A 21257-nucleotide genomic window follows, 5' to 3' on the forward strand; every position below is an offset into this window, starting at 1 on the left:
TTTGTCCAACTTTTTTGTTATTATCAAGAACTAGTGATTAATTTGATAATCAAAGTATTCGATGGTAGAATCAGGTAAAATAAATATAAAGGAGACCATTTTATGAAAAAAATGATCTTATCGACAGCTGCTCTTTTAACGATTGTTTCACTAGCTGCTTGTTCAAACAAACAAGACACAAAGAAGGACACTTCAAATAGTCAATCAACTACTAAAGTGACGAGCAAATCTGCCACTACTTCAAAAAGTAAGGATACTTCAACAGATTTAGAAGATACATCCACTTCCAGTCTTTTAACAGATGATGAAATCAGTAAAGCAAAAACAGTCGGAGACTTCAAAAAGTTATTTGCAAAAGTAATGGACCAATCTGTTTCTCATACTGAAGAAGCAGGTGCTTCTGTAACAGGTTCTGCAAAAGAGCAATACGATGCAACGATTAGCGCCTTGAAGGAAAAATTAGAAAGCCAAAAAGAAATCTTTTATAAAGGCTTGGACAGCATCGGTTTAAACGGCGATGTCGTTCCTAAAGAAGACCGTGAAGCTCTGATCGAAAGATTAAAAGATGCTCGAGACGAGTTGGAAAGTACTCGTAAAGAATTGAAAGATATGCAGAAAGAATTGGGTAAATCTCCTGTTGCAGATGACGACAGTGATGATTCAAATTCAGATTCTGAAGAATAAGATGAAGAAAAGGTTGGAAATTTCCAGCCTTTTTCTTATTTTTTTCGAATGATATAGATGAGGAGGTAGGACTATGTTTATTGCCATGGATAACAATCAAAAGCGGTGGAACTGCATGGAAGAGATCCCAGCTGTGACAGAAGGTCCCTTCTATTGCCTAGCATGTCACAATCCAGTGCGTCTTAAAAATGGCACGGTTCTGCGGGCTCATTTTGCCCATGTAGAGTTACAGCATTGTCCCTATCATCACGAAGCTGAGAGTTTTGAACACCTGGAATTAAAAGCCAGCCTTTATAACTGGGCCTCAAAGGAGTCTAGAACAGAAGTAGAAAGTTATTTAGCAGATTTTCAACAAATTGCGGATCTTTTAATAGTGGACAAGAACTTAGCCTTGGAAGTGCAGTGTAGCTCCCTATCTTTAGAACGTTTGAAGGAGAGAAGCGATGCTTATCGATCTAACGGTTATCAGGTCTATTGGTTACTCGGTAAAAAGTTGTGGCTTAAGAAAAGACTAACCAAGCTACAAGCAGGTTTTCTTTATTTTAGTCAGAATCGGGGGTTTCATCTTTGGGAATTGGATCTGACAAAGAAAGAGCTACGTTTGCAATACCTCATCCATGAGGATTTACGAGGGCGATTGCATTATCAAACAGAAATTTTCCCTTTTGGCCAAAGGTCTTTACTAGAAGTCTTACGGACCCCTTATCTTTCACAACCCATGCAGCATATGGCAGTTGAGCTCGATCGTACATTTTTAACTTATATACAGCAGCAGCTCTTTTATCGTCACCCAAAGTGGCTGAAGCTTCAGGAAGAACTCTATTTGCAGGGACACCATCTGCTAGAACTAGGCTTGGATTTCTTTTATCCTCTTTGTCGTCCGATCCTTTCACAGAACTTGTATCAAATTGAAGAGAATGTAAAAGATTACTACCAGCAATTTATGACCTATTATCAGTCGCAAGGGATCCAACCCGTTCAGATCCTTTATCCCCCACGTTTTTATGATCAGCAGAAAAGCTAACTTTCTAAGATAGAAATCCTCCCGAAATGTTCATTTTATGCTAAAATAGTACCATTGGAGGATTAATCGAAATGGTAAAACAACGAAATGAAATTGATGAACAATACCAATGGGATTTGTCGACAATTTTTGCGACAGATCAAGCTTGGGAAGAAGAAGCAGCCAGCTTAGCTGCAGATATTAAAGCAGCAAGCCACTATGCTGGCCATTTGTTGGATTCAGCGCAAACACTATTGGATACAACCAATGCATATTTGGAATTGAGCCGTCGTTTAGAAAAGGTCTACGTCTATGCTCATATGAAAAATGACCAAGACACACGAGTGGCTAAATACCAAGAGTACCAATCAAAAGGGATGTCTCTTTATAGCTTATTGGGTGAAACCTTTGCCTTCTATGAGCCTGAATTCATGGCCATTACGGATGAGCAATACAAAGCCTTTGTGAGTGAGGTTCCAGCCTTAGAACAATATGGTCATTATTTTGATCGTTTGCTAGAGAAAAAAGAACATGTCTTGTCTCAAAAAGAAGAGGAATTACTTGCAGGAGCTGGTGAGATCTTTGCGGCTGGTGGCGAAACCTTTGAAATCTTGGACAATGCAGATATTGTTTTCCCAACTGTACATGATGACAAGGGCGAAGAAGTTCAATTAACCCATGGAAACTATATTTCTTTGGTAGAATCAAAAGATCGTTCCGTTCGTAAAGAAGCTTACGAAGGTCTCTACAAGGTCTATGAACAGTACCAACATACCTATGCTAAAACCTTGCAAACCAATGTAAAAGTTCACAACTTTAATGCCAAAGTTCGCAAATTCTCTTCTGCCCGTGAAGCGGCCCTTTCTGAAAACTTTGTACCAGAAAGTGTTTATGATAGCTTGGTAGCAGCTGTGAACAAACATTTGCCACTCTTGCAACGCTATGTGCAATTGCGTTCAAAAATTCTTGGAATCTCAGACTTGAAGATGTACGATATGTATACGCCATTATCCGATACAGACTACAAGTTTACCTACGAAGAATCATTGGCCAAAGCAGAAGAAGTCTTGGCTGTTTTGGGTGAGGACTATCTTTCTCGTGTAAAACGTGCCTTTAGCGAACGATGGATCGATGTGCATGTCAACCAAGGGAAACGCTCAGGTGCCTATTCAGGTGGTTCTTATGATACCAATGCCTTCATGTTGTTGAACTGGCAAGATACATTGGATAATCTCTTCACCTTGGTGCATGAGACAGGTCACAGTATGCATTCTAGCTATACCCGTGAAACCCAGCCTTATGTCTATGGGGACTATTCAATTTTCCTTGCTGAAATCGCCTCTACAACTAATGAAAATATCCTGACCGAACGTCTGTTAGAAGAAGTAGAAGACGATGCAACTCGCTTTGCTATTTTGAATCACTTCTTGGATGGCTTCCGTGGAACAGTCTTCCGTCAAACGCAGTTTGCTGAATTTGAGCATGCTATCCATAAAGCAGATCAAGAAGGTACTGTTTTGACTAGTGAGTTCTTGAACAACCTTTATGCAGAGCTCAATGAAAAATACTATGGTCTTTCAAAAGAAGATAACCCTGAGATCCAATATGAATGGGCTCGGATTCCTCACTTCTACTATAACTACTATGTTTTCCAATACTCAACAGGTTTTGCAGCAGCTTCAGCCTTAGCTGAAAAAATTGTTCATGGAACCCAGGAAGATCGCGACAAATATATCGACTACTTGAAAGCTGGAAACTCTGATTATCCGCTCAACGTTATCCGCAAAGCAGGTGTGGATATGGAAAAAGAAGACTACTTGGACGCAGCCTTTGCGGTCTTCGAACGTCGTTTGAATGAATTTGAAGCCCTAGTAGAAAAATTAGGACTCGCATAAGATGGTAGAGTCTTATAGTAAAAATGCTAACCACAATATGCGCCGGCCAGTCGTTAAAGACGAGATCGTTGACTTTATGCGTACGCGTCAAAAGCCGGTATCTGGTGCTCTAAAGGAATTAGAATCATTCGCCCGTAAGGAAAATATTCCCATCATTCCGCATGAAACGGTAGCCTACTTTAGACTGCTCCTGCAAGCCTTACAACCAAAGAAAATCCTTGAAATTGGGACAGCAATTGGATTTTCAGCGCTCTTAATGGCTGAAAATGCTCCCGATGCACAAATTACCACTATTGATCGGAATGAAGAGATGATTGGCTTTGCCAAGGAAAATCTGGCTAAATACGATCAGAGAAAGCAAATCACCTTGCTTGAAGGAGATGCAGTAGTTGTCTTGCAGGATTTGACAGAGACCTATGACTTTGTCTTTATGGACTCTGCTAAGTCTAAGTACATCGTCTTTTTACCACGAATTCTCGAACTCTTGGAGGTTGGGGGAGTCGTGGTATTGGATGATATTTTCCAAGGAGGAGATGTTGCCAAAGACATCATGGAAGTGCGTCGTGGGCAACGAACCATTTACCGGGGGCTTCAGAACCTCTTTAATGCGACTCTCAATCATCCAGATTTGACCGCTAGTTTGGTGCCACTTGGAGATGGTATTTTGATGATTCGGAAAAATGTAGAGACAGTAACCTTGCCAGATCCTAGCTCTTTTAGGTAAATTTAAGGTATTCTCTCTAATTTGTGGTAAAATAGAAGAAGTTTAAAAAGAACGGAGAATAATTTTCATGAAGAAAAAACTTGTAGCAGGTGCTGTGACCTTGCTATCAGTCGTAACACTAGCAGCATGTGCCAATGGTACAAACAAAGATGTCGTTACCATGAAAGGCGACGCGATTTCAGTTTCTGATTTCTATGATGAAATCAAAACCAACCAAGGAGCTCAACAAGTTCTTTTTCAAATGACCATCAATAAGGTTTTTGAAAAAGAATATGGATCAAAAGTTTCTGATAAAGAAGTTGATAAAGAATTGGCTAAACAAAAGAAACAATTAGGTAAACAATTTGATGCTTACTTGGCGCAACAAGGCTTGACGGAAGAAACAGCGAAGAAGCAAATCCGTAGCAATATGTTGTTGGAATATGCAGTTAACCAAGCTGCTAAGAAAGATATCAAAGAGTCTGACTACAAGGCGGCTTTTGAATCCTACACACCAGAAGTAACAGCACAAATTATCAAGTTGAATTCAGAAGACAAAGCAAAAGAAGTGTTGGAAGCAGCTAAAGCGGAAGGTGCAGATTTTGCCCAAATCGCCAAAGATAATTCAACAGATACTGCTACAAAAGATAAAGGTGGCGAAGTCAAGTTCGATTCAGGAACAGCAGGTATTCCATCTCAAGTCAAAGAAGCTGCCTTTAAGTTGAATGAAAATGGGATTTCAGATGTGATCACAGTTTCAGCAGGTCAAAACTATTCTGCTAGCTACTATATTGTCAAATTGAATAAGAAGACAGATAAAGGCTCTGACTGGAAGAAATACGAAAAACGTTTGAAAGAGATCATTGTCGATGGTCGTAAGCAAGATACCAACTACATCCGTAGCATTATTGCAAAAGCGATGACCAATGCCAATATCAAGGTCAAAGATGATGCTTTCAAATCAACATTTAACCAATATTTGCAAAATATCGGTGTTCAAACAAGTAATAGCAGCTCATCATCTAAAAAATAGTTGACGGTTCCTTTTGGAACTTGTATAATGAAATAGTTGAGAATAAATCATTGTTTATCAGAATCAGAGAAGTGGCGGGGGTGCGAGCCATGGAAGAGAAATGATTTTGCTACTCGGCTGAGACAATTGCATATAAAATGAAGAATGACAAGTTCATTGAATGAAGGTGGTACCGCGGTTTTTCGCCCTTCGTTTAGTGGCTTGTCTTTTGTTTATGGGCAGTTGTCTGGAGCTTTTTAAAGGAGATCAAAAGATGCGAACCTATCAAGTGAAACAAAAATTTCGATTGGGTGGCGAGCGGTTCGATATCAAAGATGAGTTGGAAAATGTTGAGTACCAGGTTGAGGGATCTTTTCTTAAGATTCCTAAGACCTTTACCATCTATGATAAGAATGGACAAGAAGTGAGCCACATTGCTAAAAAAACAATCAGCTTTCTTCCCAAGTTTGTGGTTGAGTTGAAGGATGGGGACCGCTTTTTTATCCATAAAAAGCTGACGCTCTTCAGGGATAAATACGATATCGAAGATTTGGGACTGCGGGTACAAGGAAATATCTGGGATCTAGATTTTAAATTATTCGATGATCGGGATCAAATCGTCGCTGAGATTAGCAAGGAACTCTTTCATCTCACCTCGACTTACCAAGTATTGGTGTATGAGGATGAATACGCTGATTTAGTCATCTCACTTTGTGTCGCTATCGATTATGTCGAAATGTTAGAAGCTGGCGCAAATTAATCTTAAAAAAATTAGGAGACAAATATGAAACAATTATCTAGTGCACAAGTCCGCCAAATGTGGCTTGATTTCTGGGCAAGCAAAGGCCACTCTGTAGAACCATCTGTTAGCTTGGTTCCTGTAAACGACCCTACGCTTTTATGGATTAACTCAGGGGTTGCCACTCTTAAGAAATACTTCGATGGAACCATCAAACCTGAAAATCCACGGATTACCAATGCTCAAAAGGCTATTCGTACCAATGATATTGAAAACGTAGGGAAGACTGCCCGTCACCATACCATGTTTGAAATGTTGGGGAACTTCTCAATCGGAGATTACTTCCGTGATGAAGCCATTACGTGGGCATATGAGCTTTTGACAAGTCCGGAATGGTTTGATTTCCCCAAAGACAAACTTTACATGACCTATTACCCTGACGACAAGGATTCATACAACCGTTGGATCGCTGTTGGTGTAGATCCAAGTCACTTGATCCCAATCGAAGATAACTTCTGGGAAATCGGTGCGGGGCCTTCTGGACCAGATACAGAAATCTTCTTTGACCGTGGAGAAGCCTTTGACCCTGAAAATATCGGTCTTCGTCTGCTTGCAGAAGATATCGAAAACGACCGTTACATCGAAATTTGGAACATTGTCTTGTCACAATTTAACGCTGACCCTGCTGTTCCTCGTAGCGAATACAAGGAATTGCCACACAAGAACATTGATACGGGAGCAGGTTTGGAACGTTTGGTAGCCGTTATCCAAGGTGCCAAGACCAACTTTGAAACAGACCTCTTTATGCCGATCATCCGTGAAGTTGAAAAGATGTCTGGTAAAACCTATGATCCAGATGGCGATAACATGAGCTTCAAGGTGATTGCTGACCACATCCGTTCTCTTTCATTTGCGATTGGAGATGGAGCTCTTCCTGGTAATGAAGGACGTGGTTACGTTCTTCGTCGTCTTCTGCGTCGTGCTTCCATGCATGGTCAAAAATTGGGGATTGAAGGAACCTTCTTGTATAAATTGGTTCCAACCGTTGGGAAGATCATGGAAAGCTACTACCCAGAAGTACTTGAAAAACAAGACTTTATCGAAAAAATTATCAAGAGTGAAGAAGAGTCATTTGCTCGTACTTTGAATTCTGGTCAACACTTTGCCCAAACCATCGTTGAAGACTTGAAAGCCAAAGGTCAAACAGTGATTGCTGGTCAAGATGTCTTTAAACTTTATGATACATACGGATTCCCAGTAGAATTGACAGAAGAAATCGCTGAAGAAGCTGGAATGACAGTCGATCGTGAAGGTTTTGAAGCAGCCATGAAGGAACAACAAGAACGTGCGCGTGCATCTGCTGTCAAAGGTGGATCTATGGGGATGCAAAATGAAACCCTTCAAAACATTACAGTTGAAAGTAGCTTCAACTACAATGCTAGCCAATTGCCTTCTAAGTTGGTGGCTATCATAGCGGACAATGCAGAAGTAGAGGCTGTTTCAGAAGGAACTGCATCACTGATCTTTGCAGAAACTCCATTCTACGCTGAAATGGGTGGACAAGTTGCGGACCATGGTCAAATCTTGGATGCTCAAGGAAACGTCGTAGCGACAGTGACAGATGTTCAAAAAGCACCAAATGGACAACCACTTCATACTGTTGAAGTTCTTGCTCCTCTTGCCTTGAACCAAGAATACACCTTGGCTATCGATACCAATCGTCGTCATCGTGTTATGAAGAACCACACTGCAACTCACTTGCTCCATGCGGCTCTTCACAATATCCTTGGTAACCATGCAACCCAAGCAGGATCTCTCAACGAAGTAGAATTCCTTCGCTTTGACTTTACCCACTTCCAAGCCGTAACTCCTGAAGAATTGCGCGCTATTGAACAACAAGTCAATGAAAAGATTTGGGAAGCGATCGCAGTCGAAACGATTGAAACAGATATCGATACTGCTAAAGAAATGGGAGCCATGGCCCTCTTTGGTGAAAAATATGGTAAAGAAGTCCGTGTTGTAACGATCGGTGATTACTCTGTTGAGCTCTGTGGTGGTACTCACGTAGGCAATACTTCTGAAATTGGTCTCTTCAAGATTGTCAAAGAAGAAGGGATCGGATCAGGAACTCGTCGTATCTTGGCAGTAACTGGTAAGGAAGCCTTTGAAGCTTACCGTGAACAAGAAGATGCTCTGAAAGCTGTCGCAGCAACCTTGAAAGCCCCTCAACTTAAGGAAGTCCCTCACAAGGTGGAAGGACTTCAAGAGCAACTCCGTCAATTGCAAAAAGAAAATGCAGAATTGAAGGAAAAAGCGGCAGCAGCGGCAGCAGGCGATGTCTTCAAGAATGTTCAAGAAGCAAACGGCCACCGTTACATTGCCAGCCAAGTTTCTGTATCAGATGCAGGTGCCCTTCGTACCTTTGCGGATAACTGGAAACAAAAAGATTACTCTGATGTGCTTGTTCTTGTCGCAGCCATCGATGACAAAGTCAACGTCCTTGTTGCTAGCAAGACAAAAGAAGTCCATGCAGGTAATGTGATCAAAGAATTGGCTCCAATCGTCGATGGACGTGGTGGTGGTAAACCAGACATGGCCATGGCAGGAGGAAGCAACCAAGCGAAAATCCAAGAATTGTTGGATGCCGTAGCAGGTAAATTGTAAGAAAGAAGAGAAATACCTTAGGGTAAGTATCAGATTGAATTTAAAAGACTTCTGATAAAATTTCCTTAGGTGAGTACGGACGTCAGCGAACTTCTACGAAGTTCCATGACTAATTCTTGAGATTAAGGTCTCAAGAATTCCGAGTGCCTGAGACTATTAAGTCTCAGGCACTTTTCTCACGGCGGAAATTTCCAGAATCTATTTGAATGTTTCTGAATATTAGATGTCAATTATATTTTTGCAGGAATACTTTAATTCTTATTTTTACGCTCTTTACAAGCCCTAAGCGATCATTCCCAAAAAATATCAACAAAAAAACCTTTCCGTATGGAAAGGTTTTTCTTCTTATAAACCGTAGTTATAATCGTCATCCTGCATGGCTTCTACTTCACCGAGAAGGTAACCATTTCCGACTTGAGAGAAGAAGTCGTGGTTAGAGGTACCGGTTGAGATTCCGTTCATGACAATTGGGTTAACGTCATCTGCTGAGTCTGGGAAAAGCGGATCTTGTCCCAAGTTCATGAGGGCTTTATTGGCGTTGTAGCGAAGGAAGGTCTTGACTTCCTCTGTCCAGCCCACACCGTCATAGAGGCTCTCTGTGTAGCCTTCTTCGTTTTCATAGAGGGTGTAGAGCAGATCATACATCCACTCTTTGAGTTTTTCTTGTTCTTCTTCTGGTAATTCGTTAAATCCAAGTTGGAACTTGTAGCCGATATAGGTTCCGTGAACTGATTCGTCCCGAATGATCAACTTGATGATCTCAGCTACGTTGGCTAATTTGTTGTTTCCAAGATAGTAGAGAGGTGTGAAGAAACCAGAGTAGAAGAGGAAGGTTTCAAGGAAAACGCTGGCTACTTTCTTTTCAAGGGGAGTCCCATTGAGGTAGATTTCGTTGATGATTTCTGCCTTCTTTTGAAGGAAAGGATTGGTGTTGGTCCATTCGAAAATCTCTTCGATTTCTGACTTAGTATTCAAAGTAGAAAAGATAGAAGAGTAAGACTTAGCATGGACAGATTCCATAAATTGGATGTTGTTAAAGACAGCTTCTTCATGGGGAGTACGAATATCCGCACGAAGAGCTTGCACACCTGTTTCAGATTGCATGGTATCTAGAAGGGTTAATCCCCCAAAGACTTTACCAACTAGGTCTTTTTCTTTATTCGACAACTTTCTCCAGTCATCCAAGTCGTTTGACAAAGGGATACGTGTATCCAACCAGAATTGCTCTGTCAGTTTTTCCCAGGTCGATTTATCGATGACATCTTCGATCGCATTCCAGTTAATGGCTTTGTAGTATGTTTCCATTTGCATCACTTTCTTTTTCTATTCATTCAATCGTTACTATTCTACCATAAATTGATAGAATACCGCACAAAAAGTCGGCGAACCGACTTTTGATAGCTATCTAGGATAGCGGATTAGATGACACAGCTTTCACATTGGTTGGCGCCAACTTCTCCACCATCATCTGTAAAGGTACGGACGTAGTAGATAGACTTGATACCCTTGTTAAAGGCGTAGTTCCGAAGGATAGACAAGTCACGAGTGGTTTGTTTGTTTTCAGTTTTCCATTCGTAAAGACCCTTTGGAATATCGCTGCGCATAAAGAGAGTCAGTGAAAGACCTTGGTCTACATGCTCAGTTGCAGCAGCATAGACATCGATGACTTTTCGCATATCCATGTCGTAGGCAGAAGTGTAGTAAGGAATCGTTTCCGTTGACAATCCTGCTGCAGGGTAGTAGATCTTACCGATTTTCTTCTCTTGGCGTTCTTCAATCCGTTGTGTAATTGGGTGGATAGAAGCAGATACGTCATTGATGTAGCTGATAGATCCATTTGGTGCGACAGCTAGGCGGTTTTGGTGGTAAAGACCATCTGCTTGAACTTTAGCACGCAGTTCTGCCCAATCCTCAGCACTTGGGATAAAGATATCTTTAAAGAGTTCTTTGACGCGATCAGATTTTGGTACAAATTCTCCAGTCGTGTACTTATCAAAGTAAGTACCGTTGGCATAATCAGATTTTTCGAAGTTGTGGAAGGTAACACCACGTTCGCGCGCAATGTTATTTGATTCTACGAGAGTCCAGTAGTTCATGAGCATGAAGTAGATACTTGTAAACTCAACAGACTCAGGTGATCCGTATTCAATCAATTGTTGCGCAAGGTAGCTGTGAAGTCCCATTGCTCCAAGTCCGAACGAATGCGCCAGTTTATTTCCGTGGTCGATAGTTGGAACGGCCACGATATGAGAGCTATCTGTAACGAAGGTCAAAGCACGAACCATGGCACGAATCGAACGACCAAAATCAGGTGAAGTCATCATGTTAACCACGTTGGTTGAACCAAGGTTACATGAGACGTCTGTTCCCATTTGGACAAATTCTTGGGCATCGTTGATCAAGCTTGGTTCTTGAACCTGTAGGATCTCTGAACACAAGTTACTCATGATGATTTTCCCATCAACAGGGTTTGCCCGGTTAGCAGTATCGATGTTAACTACATATGGATAGCCAGATTCTTGTTGCAATTTAGAAATTTCAGTTTCCAAATCACGTGCCTTAATTTTTGTCTTGCGGATATTTGGATTAGCGACTAACTCATCGTATTTTTCAGTGATGTCGATGTAGTTAAATGGTACTCCGTATTCACGTTCCACAGAGTAAGGGCTGAAGAGGTACATTTCTTCATTCTTACGAGCCAATTCATAGAATTTGTCTGGCACGACTACCCCAAGTGAGAGAGTCTTAACCCGAACTTTTTCATCAGCATTTTCTTTCTTAGTTGAAAGGAAGGCGATGATGTCTGGGTGGAAGACGTTGAGGTAAACAACCCCAGCCCCTTGTCGTTGTCCCAATTGGTTAGAGTAAGAGAAGCTATCTTCAAAGAGTTTCATAACAGGTACGACCCCAGAAGCGGCTCCTTCATATCCTTTGATTGGTGCGCCAGCTTCACGAAGGTTGCTGAGGGAAATCCCAACCCCACCACCGATACGTGAAAGTTGAAGGGCAGAGTTGATGGAACGTCCGATCGCATTCATATCATCGGTAACTTGGATCAAGAAACATGAAACCAATTCTCCACGGCGGGCACGTCCAGCGTTTAAGAAAGAAGGAGTAGCTGGTTGGTAGCGTTGGTGGATAATTTCGTTTGCGATGTCTCGCGCGATAGCTTCATTTCCATCTGCAAAATAGAGAGCATTGAAGAAGACACGGTCTTCCATGCTTTCAAGATAGTATTCTCCATCATTTGTTTTCAAAGCGTATTGGTTATAGAATTTGTAGGCTGCCATGAAGGACTTGAATTGGAAGTTTTGGTCTTTGATAAATTGGGCCAATTCCTCTAAAAATTCAGGACGGTATTTCTCGATAAAAGCTCTCTCAATGTAATTGTGCTCGAGAAGGTACTGAATCTTGTCTGTAATCGAGTCAAAGGCTTTAGTATTTGGTACAACATTTTCTTTAAAGAACGCATCCAAAGCTTCTTTATCCTTATGAAGCATGATTTGGCCGTTTACTGGACGGTTGATTTCATTGTTAAGACGAAAATACGTCACATCTTCAAGAGATTTTAATCCCATAATAATCCTTTTCTAGTTCAAAAAAATGAAGAGGAGAAGTCCTCTCTTTACAAGTAAAAAGTCTAGTGTTAGGTTGCTAACGCTAGACCCTATTTAAGCAAAATACTGTGTTTATTAAGAAAGTTTCTTCAACTTAGCTGGTTGAAAACCAGAAAATACTTCATCCGGTGTTTGAATAACTGGAGCAGCATTGAAACCAAGGTTTTTAACATGCTCTACAAATTCTGGCTGTTCATCTAAGTTAATTTCGCGATATTCCACATGATTGCTATCGAGGAATCGCTTGGTCATTTTGCACTGAACACAATTATTTTTTGAATAAATGGTTACCATTTCTTTTCCATTCTCCTATCGAAATATAAATCTGTAAACAGTATAAACAAAATCCAGCAACTTGTCAACAAAATAAAACTAAATATTGTGCAAAGAAATGAAATGGAGTTTTCAAAGCACAATATATTGTGGTTGGTAAAAGATGAAAAATTTCAAAAAATGAGATAGGAAAAGGTTTTAAAGCATCTTTAATTAGTTATAATTTTTTGCTGAATCAATATCCTGTGGTTCAGTAGGTTCATTTTACTGAAAACGGAGGAAAATATTACTTATAGTATAGTAGAAAATTGAAAAGATACTTTATCTGTTCTTCAGGTGCTTCTTAGAATGTATCTAAATTGGGATTTTTCGCAGTCTTTTTCTGTAAGTCAGTGATAAAAATCTTGAAAAAAATTTCAAAAGATGATATAATACCAAATTGTAAGGGTTATCAAAAGGTAACTCAAAAACTATTTTTAAAAAGGAGAGTCCAATTATGGCTTCTAAAGATTTCCACATCGTGGCAGAAACAGGTATCCACGCACGTCCAGCAACTTTGTTGGTTCAAACTGCTAGCAAATTTGCTTCAGATATTACTCTTGAATACAAAGGTAAATCAGTTAACTTGAAATCAATCATGGGTGTTATGAGCCTTGGTGTTGGTCAAGGAGCAGACGTTGTAATCTCTGCAGAAGGTGCTGATGCTGATGATGCGATCGCAGCTATCTCAGAAACAATGACAAAAGAAGGATTGGCTTAAATATGACAAAAATGCTAAAAGGAATTGCAGCATCTGATGGTGTTGCTGTTGCTAAGGCATATTTGCTCATTCAACCAGACTTATCATTTGAGACTGTTTCAGTCGAAGATACAAGTGCAGAAGAAGCTCGTTTGGATGCAGCTCTTGAAGCTTCACAAAACGAGCTTTCTCTTATTCGGGAGAATGCAGTAGCAAGCCTTGGTGAAGAAGCAGCGCAAGTTTTTGATGCGCATATGATGGTTCTGGCTGACCCTGAAATGATTGGTCAGATCAAAGAAACGATTCGTACGAAAAAAATCAATGCAGAAGCAGGCTTAAAAGAAGTCACTGACATGTTCATTGCGATCTTTGAAGGAATGGAAGACAATCCTTACATGCAAGAACGTGCAGCAGATATTCGTGACGTTACCAAACGTGTGCTTGCCAACTTGCTTGGTAAGAAATTGCCAAACCCTGCTTCTATCAATGAAGAAGCAATCGTGGTTGCGCATGACTTGACTCCATCTGATACAGCACAGTTGAACAAAAAGTATGTAAAAGCTTTTGTTACGAATATTGGTGGACGTACTAGTCACTCAGCTATCATGGCTCGTACACTTGAAATCGCAGCTGTTCTTGGTACAAATAACATCACAGAACTTGTCAAAGATGGCGATGTTTTGGCTGTTTCAGGGATCACTGGTGAAGTGGTGATCAACCCTACTGAAGAACAAATTGCAGAGTTCAAAGCAGCTGGTGAAGCTTACGCTAAACAAAAAGCTGAATGGGCTCTCCTTAAAGATGCGAAAACAGTGACTGCTGATGGCAAACACTTCGAGTTGGCTGCCAACATTGGTACACCTAAAGACGTTGAAGGTGTAAACGATAATGGAGCAGAAGCTGTTGGTCTCTATCGTACAGAATTCTTGTACATGGATTCTCAAGACTTCCCAACGGAAGATGACCAATACGAAGCCTACAAAGCTGTTCTTGAAGGTATGAACGGTAAACCTGTGGTTGTTCGTACAATGGATATCGGTGGGGATAAAGAACTTCCTTACTTCGACCTTCCTAAAGAAATGAACCCATTCTTAGGTTTCCGTGCTTTGCGTATTTCTATCTCTGAAACTGGTAATCAAATGTTCCGTACACAATTGCGTGCCTTGCTTCGTGCATCTGTTCACGGTAAATTACGGATCATGTTCCCAATGGTTGCTTTGTTGACTGAGTTCCGTACAGCTAAAGGTATTCTTGAAGAAGAAAAGGCTAAATTGCTTGCGGAAGGTGTTGCTGTTGCAGACGATATCCAAGTAGGGATCATGATTGAAATCCCAGCTGCAGCAATGCTTGCGGATCAATTTGCTAAAGAAGTTGATTTCTTCTCAATTGGTACAAACGACTTGATCCAATACACAATGGCTGCTGACCGAATGAACGAACAAGTTTCATACCTTTACCAACCATATAACCCATCTATCCTTCGTTTGATCAACAACGTGATCAAAGCGGCTCACGCTGAAGGCAAATGGGCAGGTATGTGTGGTGAAATGGCCGGTGACCAAACTGCTGTTCCACTTCTTGTCGGAATGGGCTTGGATGAGTTCTCTATGTCAGCGACATCTGTCCTTCGTACACGTAGCTTGATGAAGAAACTCGACACTGCTAAAATGCAAGAATACGCTAACCGTGCTCTTACTGAATGTTCAACAATGGAAGAAGTTCTTGAACTTTCAAAAGAATACGTGAACGTAGACTAAGAATTCAACAAGACTAAGACAAATCTGTCTTAGTCTTTTTTTACATTGTTCATAAAAATGTTCATTTTATTCGTAATAAACTAGTTAGTAATAAAAATAGTGATTTAAATGTTCGGTTTTTTGTTTAATTTTCCTAGTATATATAGTATAATCGTAAGTATGATTAGGAGGAAAGCGAAGGAATGAAGTAAAAGGTTCGGGAAAGAAAATGGAAAAACTTTTCCTGATAATTTTACATGATTTTACAGGAATCAACTTGAAAATTAAGTGATTTTGTAGTAAAATAAGATCAAATAGAAAACGCTTTCAAAAATAAAGAGGTGAGTATATGGATAGAAGCACAGACTTATGGACATTTGGAAGAGGGGATAATTTCCATCTTCAAGAGTACTTAGGAGCTAACAAGGAAACAAGGGGAGAACAAGAAGGCTTTACCTTCCGTGTTTGGGCTCCCAATGCTCAGGCGGTGGATCTGATTGGTGATTTCACTGATTGGGAAGCCCGTAAAATTCCAATGGTTCGTAATGAAGGAGGCGTCTGGGAAGTCTTCTGTTCCGATGCAAAAGAGGGAGATATTTACAAGTATTTGGTGACTCGACAAAATGGTCATCAGGTGCAAAAAATCGATCCTCTAGCGTTATGGATGGAAAAGAGACCCAATACAGGATCTATTATTAAGACCATTCCAGAGAAAAACTGGAAAGATGGTCTCTGGAGAGCACGCCGCAAAAAACTTGGTTTTAAGGAACGACCTGTTAATATTTATGAGGTTCACGCAGGATCGTGGAAACGTAATGAGGATCACAGTTCCTATACCTTCAAACAACTAAAAGAAGAATTGATTCCATATTTGGTGGAGATGAACTACACCCACGTGGAATTTATGCCAGTGATGGCCCATCCATTGGGCTTGAGTTGGGGCTATCAGCTCATGGGATATTTTGCACTCGAGCAGACTTATGGTAGTCCAGAAGAGTTTCAAGACTTCGTGGAAGAATGCCACCTCAATAATATCGGAGTGATCGTGGATTGGGTACCAGGACATTTCATTATTAATGATGATGCCTTGGCTTATTATGATGGAACACCAACCTTTGAATACCAGGATGAACATCGAGCCCATAACTACGGATGGGGAGCTTTGAACTTCGATTTAGGAAAAAATCAAGTCCAGTCATTCTTAATTTCTAGTTTGAAGTTTTGGATTGAAACTTATCATTTAGATGGAATTCGGGTCGATGCTGTGAGCAATATGCTCTATCTGGACTACGATAGTGGTCCATGGACACCAAATATTGATGGTGGAAACCTCAACTACGAAGGCGTTCATTTCCTTAGACGTTTGAATGCGATTATCAAGAACGAACACCCAGATGTCATGATGATTGCGGAAGAAAGTTCTGCTGGTCAAAAGATCACAGGTCCTGAAGAAGAGGGTGGTCTTGGCTTTGACTATAAATGGAATATGGGTTGGATGAATGATATCCTTCGATTCTACGAAGAAGATCCCATCTACCGGAAATTTGACTTTAACCTGGTAACCTTTAGCTACATGTATGCATTTTCTGAAAACTTCTTACTACCATTTTCACACGATGAAGTGGTGCATGGTAAGAAAAGTTTGATGCATAAGATGTGGGGAGATCGTTACAATCAATTTGCTGGACTCCGTAACCTCTTGACCTATCAGATTTGCCATCCAGGTAAGAAACTACTCTTTATGGGTTCAGAATTTGGTCAGTTTTTGGAATGGAAGTCTGAAGAGCAACTGGAATGGAGCAATCTAGAGGATGAAATGAATGCTAAGATGCGTCGTTTCACTTCTCAGCTCAATCATTTCTACAAAGAACACAAAGAATTGTGGGAGATTGATGATAGCTTTGATGGCTTAGAGATTATTGATGCAGATAACCGGGATCAGAGCGTCTTGTCTATGATCCGGAAGAATCGTAAAGGCGAGCTTCTAGTATGTGTCTTCAATATGGCACCAGTAGAACGCAAGGACTTTACGATTGGTGTGCCTGTATCAGCGGTCTATGAAGAAATTTGGAATACAGAATTAGAAGAATGGGGAGGTGTCTGGAAAGAGCACAATCCGACAGTTCAGTCTCAAGAGGGACTTTGGAAGGATTATGAACAAACCTTGACCTTTACCTTGCCGGCTTTAGGAGCTAGCATTTGGAAGGTAAAACGCAAGGTGCGTAAGACAAAATCTAAAACATCAGATAAGAAATGACGATCGGTTGACTCTATGGGAGTCCAAGCTTTAAAAAGAGGAAGTAGTCAATGAAGAATGAAATGCTCGCTTTAATTCTTGCCGGTGGGCAAGGAACACGTCTTGGAAAATTAACCAAAAACATCGCAAAACCTGCGGTTCAATTTGGTGGGCGCTATCGGATTATCGATTTTGCGCTATCAAACTGCGCCAACTCAGGAATTCACAATGTTGGTGTGATCACACAGTACCAGCCACTGGCCCTCAATAGTCATATTGGAAATGGTTCCAGCTGGGGCTTGGATGGAATCAATACAGGTGTTTCTATTTTGCAACCTTATTCAGCTAGTGAAGGAAATCGTTGGTTCGAAGGAACTAGTCATGCCATCCTCCAAAACATCGACTATATCGACAGCATCAATCCTGAATATGTCTTGATTCTTTCTGGTGACCATATCTACAAGATGGACTATGATGATATGCTTCAAGCGCACAAGGATAATAATGCGAGCTTGACTGTTGCCGTCCTAGATGTACCTTTGAAGGAAGCGAGTCGTTTTGGGATCATGAATACCGATGCTAATAATCGGATTGTTGAATTTGAAGAAAAACCAGCTGAACCAAAATCTACCAAGGCTTCCATGGGGATTTACATCTTTGACTGGGCTCGTCTCCGCAATATGTTGGTCGCTGCTGAAAAGAGCGATATCGATATGTCAGACTTTGGTAAGAATGTCATTCCAACTTATCTAGAATCAGGCGAAAGTGTTTATGCTTATGAATTCAATGGTTATTGGAAAGACGTTGGTACGATTGAGTCTCTTTGGGAAGCCAATATGGAATATATCGATCCGAATAATGCCTTGGATAGTCGCGATCGTCACTGGAAAATCTATTCACGCAACCTCATTTCTCCACCGAACTTCTTTGGGGAACATGGCCACATCGAAGATTCTCTTGTCGTCGATGGTTGTTCGGTAGACGGTACAGTCAAACACTCCATCTTATCAACAGAAGCTCAAGTTCGTGAAGGAGCAGTTGTTGAAGATGCTGTCGTGATGAGCAATGCCATTATCGGTAAAGGAGCTGTCGTAAAACGCGCGATTATCGGAGAAGGTGCAGTCATTGCAGAAGGTGTCGTGATTGATGGAACAGAGGAAGTGCAAGTTGTCGGTTACAATGAAAAAGTGGGGGTAGCAACAGATGAAGATTGATAAATATTCAGCCATTTTAGGAAATACAGTTGGGTATCATGATATGTCCACTTTGACCAGCCATCGTCCGGTAGCATCCCTACCGTTTGATGGGAAATACCGCTTGATTGACTTCCCGTTGTCTAGTCTTGCGAATGCTGGCATTCGTAGTGTTTTTGGGATTTTCCAACAAGAAAATATTAGTTCGGTCTTTGACCATATTCGTTCAGGTCGTGAGTGGGGCTTGTCTACTTTATTGAGCCACTATTACCTCGGAATCTATAATACTCCAGTTGAAAATACAACGGTAGGGCCAGAATATTACCAACAATTGTTGACCTATTTGAAACGGTCTGGTTCCAACCAAACAGTTGCTTTAAACTGTGATGTTTTGATGAATATTGACCTCAATCAGATTTTCCACCTTCATAATACCATTGATCGTCCGATTACAGTGGTTTATAAGAAGTTGCATCTTCAAAATATCTCTGAAGTCAATGCTGTCTTGGAAATTGATGAAACAGACCATGTTACAGATCAAAAACTTTTTGATGGCAAGGATCCTGATGAAGTCTACAAAATGTCAACAGATGTCTTTATTGTGGACACTCCTTGGTTGATTGAAAAAATTGAAGAAGAAGCCAAGAAAGAATATCCACAAAAATTACGCTATATCTTGCGTGATTTGGCGGTGGAATACAATGCTTTTGCCTTTGAATATACAGGCTACCTAGCCAATATTCATTCAGTGGAATCCTACTATCATGCAAACTTGGATATGTTGGAAAACCAAAAATTCATGAAGCTCTTTTCACCAAACCAAAAAGTATATACGAAAGTGAAGAATGAAGAACCAACGTATTATTCCAAGACTTCACATATTAAAACATCTCAATTTGCTTCGGGTAGTATTGTAGAAGGGACCGTTGAACGCTCTGTTGTTTCACGTCGGGTACACCTTCATGAAGGTTCAGAAATACGCAGTAGCCTTCTCTTCCCTGGTGTTGTGATTCATGAAAATGCAATCGTCGAACATGCCATACTGGATAAGGGTGTTGAAGTGGCTGCTGGTGTGACGATTCGTGGGACAGAAGAAGCACCTGTCGTGGTTAAAAAAGGAACGATTGTTACAGAGGATATTGTCTAATGAAACTATTATTTGTTGCAGCTGAAGGAGCACCGTTTTCTAAAACAGGTGGTTTGGGAGACGTTATTGGCGCTCTTCCTAAATCCTTAGCGAAAAGTGGTCATGATGTGCGCGTGATCCTCCCTTACTATGATATGGTAGAGGCCAAGTTTGGAGATCAAATCGAAGATGTCTTGCATTTTGAGACCAAGGTTGGCTGGAGAAGTCAATATGTGGGTGTGAAACGCATTGTGCGCGATGGAGTCACCTTTTACTTTATTGATAACCAACACTATTTCTTTAGAGGACATGTGTATGGTGACTTTGATGATGGCGAACGCTTTGCCTTCTTCCAGCTCGCGGCCTTAGAAACGATGGAACGAGTTGATTTCATTCCAGATGTTCTTCATGCCCATGATTACCATACAGCGATGATTCCTTTCTTGCTGAAGGAAAAATATCGTTGGATTCAAGCTTATCATGGAATTAAGACAGTATTGACCATCCATAATTTGGAATTCCAAGGTCAGTTCGACCCAGGAATGTTGTGGGATCTATTCGGAGTTGGATTTGAACGCTATGCAGATGGAACGCTTCGGTGGAATGATTGCCTGAACTGGATGAAAGCCGGCATTCTATATGCTGACCGTGTGACAACTGTTTCTCCTAGCTATGCGCATGAGATTATGACTGCTGAATATGGTTGTGGCTTGGATCAGATCCTTCGGATGGAGTCTGGTAAGGTGACCGGAATTGTTAACGGGATTGATGCAGATCTGTATAATCCTGAAACGGATCCGCTCTTAACGTATCACTTCAGTCTCTCAGATCTTTCAGGTAAAGCAGCTAGTAAACGAGCTCTTCAAGAACGTGTTGGTCTACCTGTTCGCGATGATGTTCCTTTGTTTGGGATCGTCTCTCGTTTGACACGTCAAAAAGGTTTTGATGTGGTGGTAGAAGAGTTGCATCAACTTTTGCAAAAGGATATTCAGATTGTCTTGCTCGGTACAGGAGATCCTGGATTTGAAAATGCCTTTGCTTGGTTTGGTCAAGCCTACCCAGACAAACTTTCAGCGAATATCACATTTGATGTCCAATTGGCACAAGAAATCTATGCAGCGTCAGATGTCTTCTTGATGCCAAGCCGTTTTGAACCGTGTGGCCTTTCTCAAATGATGGCCATGCGTTATGGAACTCTTCCTTTAGTGCATGAAGTCGGCGGACTTCGTGATACGGTTCAACCGTTTAATGCTGTTGATGGAAGTGGAACAGGCTTTAGCTTCAATAATTTGTCTGGTTATTGGTTTAACTGGGCAGTTGATGAAGCCTTGGCTGTCTACTACAATGACAAACAGGCTTGGTATGGTCTCCAAGAACAAGCTATGACGCGTGACTTCTCATGGGATACGGCTAGTCAACGATACAATGATTTGTACCAATCCTTATAAATAGATCGATGATACAAACGCCTTTCGAGGCGTTTTTTAGTATGCTTTCTTCCTATAAAGAGGACGGTTTATTTTTTGAGTTTTAGAGCTTGCTAAAATAGAAGAAAAAAGATAAGATAGGTAAAGGTAAAAAATCCCGGGAAGGTTCTTATTTCTAGAAAGGATCCCTGCCTCTCTAGAAATAATCAG

16 protein-coding genes are annotated in these 21257 nt (G+C 40.9%); 13 read left to right on the plus strand and 3 right to left on the minus strand.

The window, feature by feature from the left end:
• Positions 1–102: 102 nt before the first annotated feature.
• The 7 genes from O3602_RS03650 (at position 103) to alaS (ending at position 8700) form a co-directional block, all read left to right on the plus strand.
• Positions 103–684, plus strand: coding sequence for a lipoprotein (locus O3602_RS03650; RefSeq protein ID WP_151378882.1), 582 nt, complete (start codon positions 103–105; stop codon positions 682–684).
• 73 nt (positions 685–757) lie between these two features.
• The gene (locus O3602_RS03655; RefSeq protein WP_155171528.1) at positions 758–1708 is read left to right on the plus strand and encodes a competence protein CoiA; all 951 of its coding nucleotides are present in this window, start codon (positions 758–760) and stop codon (positions 1706–1708) included.
• A gap of 71 nt (positions 1709–1779) precedes the next feature.
• Positions 1780–3582, plus strand: coding sequence for an oligoendopeptidase F (gene pepF, locus O3602_RS03660; protein WP_371611164.1), 1803 nt, complete (start codon positions 1780–1782; stop codon positions 3580–3582).
• Position 3583: 1 nt separating this feature from the next.
• Complete coding sequence (locus tag O3602_RS03665; RefSeq protein ID WP_371611165.1) at positions 3584–4306, plus strand: O-methyltransferase; 723 nt, start codon at positions 3584–3586, stop codon at positions 4304–4306.
• Positions 4307–4373: 67 nt separating this feature from the next.
• Positions 4374–5318 carry a peptidylprolyl isomerase PrsA gene (gene prsA, locus O3602_RS03670; RefSeq protein ID WP_270298726.1) on the plus strand — a complete coding sequence of 315 codons (945 nt, stop codon included), beginning with the start codon at positions 4374–4376 and terminating at the stop codon, positions 5316–5318.
• A gap of 253 nt (positions 5319–5571) precedes the next feature.
• Positions 5572–6057: an LURP-one-related/scramblase family protein gene (locus O3602_RS03675; protein WP_270298723.1), complete on the plus strand. Its 486-nt coding sequence runs from the start codon at positions 5572–5574 to the stop codon at positions 6055–6057.
• A 24-nt stretch (positions 6058–6081) separates the two neighbouring features.
• Positions 6082–8700 carry an alanine--tRNA ligase gene (gene alaS / locus O3602_RS03680; protein ID WP_371611166.1) on the plus strand — a complete coding sequence of 873 codons (2619 nt, stop codon included), beginning with the start codon at positions 6082–6084 and terminating at the stop codon, positions 8698–8700.
• A 345-nt stretch (positions 8701–9045) separates the two neighbouring features.
• Here alaS and nrdF read toward each other — a convergent pair whose 3' ends face one another.
• The 3 genes from nrdF to nrdH form a co-directional block, all read right to left on the minus strand.
• Complete coding sequence (gene nrdF, locus O3602_RS03685; RefSeq protein WP_003011591.1) at positions 9046–10005, minus strand: class 1b ribonucleoside-diphosphate reductase subunit beta; 960 nt, start codon at positions 10003–10005, stop codon at positions 9046–9048.
• A 113-nt stretch (positions 10006–10118) separates the two neighbouring features.
• On the minus strand, positions 10119–12278 hold the full coding sequence (gene nrdE, locus O3602_RS03690; RefSeq protein WP_049472150.1) for a class 1b ribonucleoside-diphosphate reductase subunit alpha: 2160 nt from the start codon (positions 12276–12278) through the stop codon (positions 10119–10121).
• 114 nt (positions 12279–12392) lie between these two features.
• Positions 12393–12611 (minus strand): glutaredoxin-like protein NrdH, encoded by a 219-nt coding sequence (nrdH, locus tag O3602_RS03695; protein WP_003006408.1) that lies wholly within the window; start codon positions 12609–12611, stop codon positions 12393–12395.
• A gap of 475 nt (positions 12612–13086) precedes the next feature.
• Between nrdH and O3602_RS03700 the strand changes: the two genes are divergently transcribed.
• The 6 genes from O3602_RS03700 (at position 13087) to glgA (ending at position 21068) form a co-directional block, all read left to right on the plus strand.
• The gene (locus O3602_RS03700) at positions 13087–13350 is read left to right on the plus strand and encodes a phosphocarrier protein HPr (protein WP_003006411.1); all 264 of its coding nucleotides are present in this window, start codon (positions 13087–13089) and stop codon (positions 13348–13350) included.
• 2 nt (positions 13351–13352) lie between these two features.
• Positions 13353–15086, plus strand: coding sequence for a phosphoenolpyruvate--protein phosphotransferase (gene ptsP / locus O3602_RS03705; protein WP_003006414.1), 1734 nt, complete (start codon positions 13353–13355; stop codon positions 15084–15086).
• Between the two features lie 328 nt (positions 15087–15414).
• The gene (glgB, locus tag O3602_RS03710; protein ID WP_371611167.1) at positions 15415–17322 is read left to right on the plus strand and encodes a 1,4-alpha-glucan branching protein GlgB; all 1908 of its coding nucleotides are present in this window, start codon (positions 15415–15417) and stop codon (positions 17320–17322) included.
• A gap of 50 nt (positions 17323–17372) precedes the next feature.
• On the plus strand, positions 17373–18515 hold the full coding sequence (locus O3602_RS03715) for a glucose-1-phosphate adenylyltransferase (RefSeq protein WP_021152896.1): 1143 nt from the start codon (positions 17373–17375) through the stop codon (positions 18513–18515).
• Complete coding sequence (glgD, locus tag O3602_RS03720; protein WP_371611168.1) at positions 18505–19641, plus strand: glucose-1-phosphate adenylyltransferase subunit GlgD; 1137 nt, start codon at positions 18505–18507, stop codon at positions 19639–19641. Before O3602_RS03715 ends, glgD begins: the two co-directional genes overlap by 11 nt.
• Positions 19641–21068 carry a glycogen synthase GlgA gene (glgA, locus tag O3602_RS03725; RefSeq protein WP_003012102.1) on the plus strand — a complete coding sequence of 476 codons (1428 nt, stop codon included), beginning with the start codon at positions 19641–19643 and terminating at the stop codon, positions 21066–21068. The genes glgD and glgA overlap by 1 nt, the downstream gene beginning before the upstream one ends.
• Positions 21069–21257 lie beyond the last annotated feature (189 nt).

This window comes from Streptococcus sp. 27098_8_186 (assembly GCF_041432055.1).
Taxonomy (GTDB): Bacteria; Bacillota; Bacilli; order Lactobacillales; family Streptococcaceae; genus Streptococcus; species Streptococcus dentalis.

Excerpts from the sequence above, each read along its gene's own strand:
- O3602_RS03675 (WP_270298723.1), top strand. The coding sequence starts at position 5,572 with ATGCGAACCTATCAAGTGAAACAAAAATTTCGATTGGGTGGCGAGCGG.
- glgB (WP_371611167.1), top strand. The coding sequence starts at position 15,415 with ATGGATAGAAGCACAGACTTATGGACATTTGGAAGAGGGGATAATTTC.
- O3602_RS03715 (WP_021152896.1), top strand. The coding sequence starts at position 17,373 with ATGAAGAATGAAATGCTCGCTTTAATTCTTGCCGGTGGGCAAGGAACA.
- nrdF (WP_003011591.1), bottom strand. The coding sequence starts at position 10,005 with ATGGAAACATACTACAAAGCCATTAACTGGAATGCGATCGAAGATGTC.
- ptsP (WP_003006414.1), top strand. The coding sequence starts at position 13,353 with ATGACAAAAATGCTAAAAGGAATTGCAGCATCTGATGGTGTTGCTGTT.
- glgD (WP_371611168.1), top strand. The coding sequence starts at position 18,505 with ATGAAGATTGATAAATATTCAGCCATTTTAGGAAATACAGTTGGGTAT.
- glgA (WP_003012102.1), top strand. The coding sequence starts at position 19,641 with ATGAAACTATTATTTGTTGCAGCTGAAGGAGCACCGTTTTCTAAAACA.
- nrdE (WP_049472150.1), bottom strand. The coding sequence starts at position 12,278 with ATGGGATTAAAATCTCTTGAAGATGTGACGTATTTTCGTCTTAACAAT.
- O3602_RS03665 (WP_371611165.1), top strand. The coding sequence starts at position 3,584 with ATGGTAGAGTCTTATAGTAAAAATGCTAACCACAATATGCGCCGGCCA.
- O3602_RS03650 (WP_151378882.1), top strand. The coding sequence starts at position 103 with ATGAAAAAAATGATCTTATCGACAGCTGCTCTTTTAACGATTGTTTCA.
- pepF (WP_371611164.1), top strand. The coding sequence starts at position 1,780 with ATGGTAAAACAACGAAATGAAATTGATGAACAATACCAATGGGATTTG.
- O3602_RS03655 (WP_155171528.1), top strand. The coding sequence starts at position 758 with ATGTTTATTGCCATGGATAACAATCAAAAGCGGTGGAACTGCATGGAA.
- alaS (WP_371611166.1), top strand. The coding sequence starts at position 6,082 with ATGAAACAATTATCTAGTGCACAAGTCCGCCAAATGTGGCTTGATTTC.
- prsA (WP_270298726.1), top strand. The coding sequence starts at position 4,374 with ATGAAGAAAAAACTTGTAGCAGGTGCTGTGACCTTGCTATCAGTCGTA.
- O3602_RS03700 (WP_003006411.1), top strand. The coding sequence starts at position 13,087 with ATGGCTTCTAAAGATTTCCACATCGTGGCAGAAACAGGTATCCACGCA.
- nrdH (WP_003006408.1), bottom strand. The coding sequence starts at position 12,611 with ATGGTAACCATTTATTCAAAAAATAATTGTGTTCAGTGCAAAATGACC.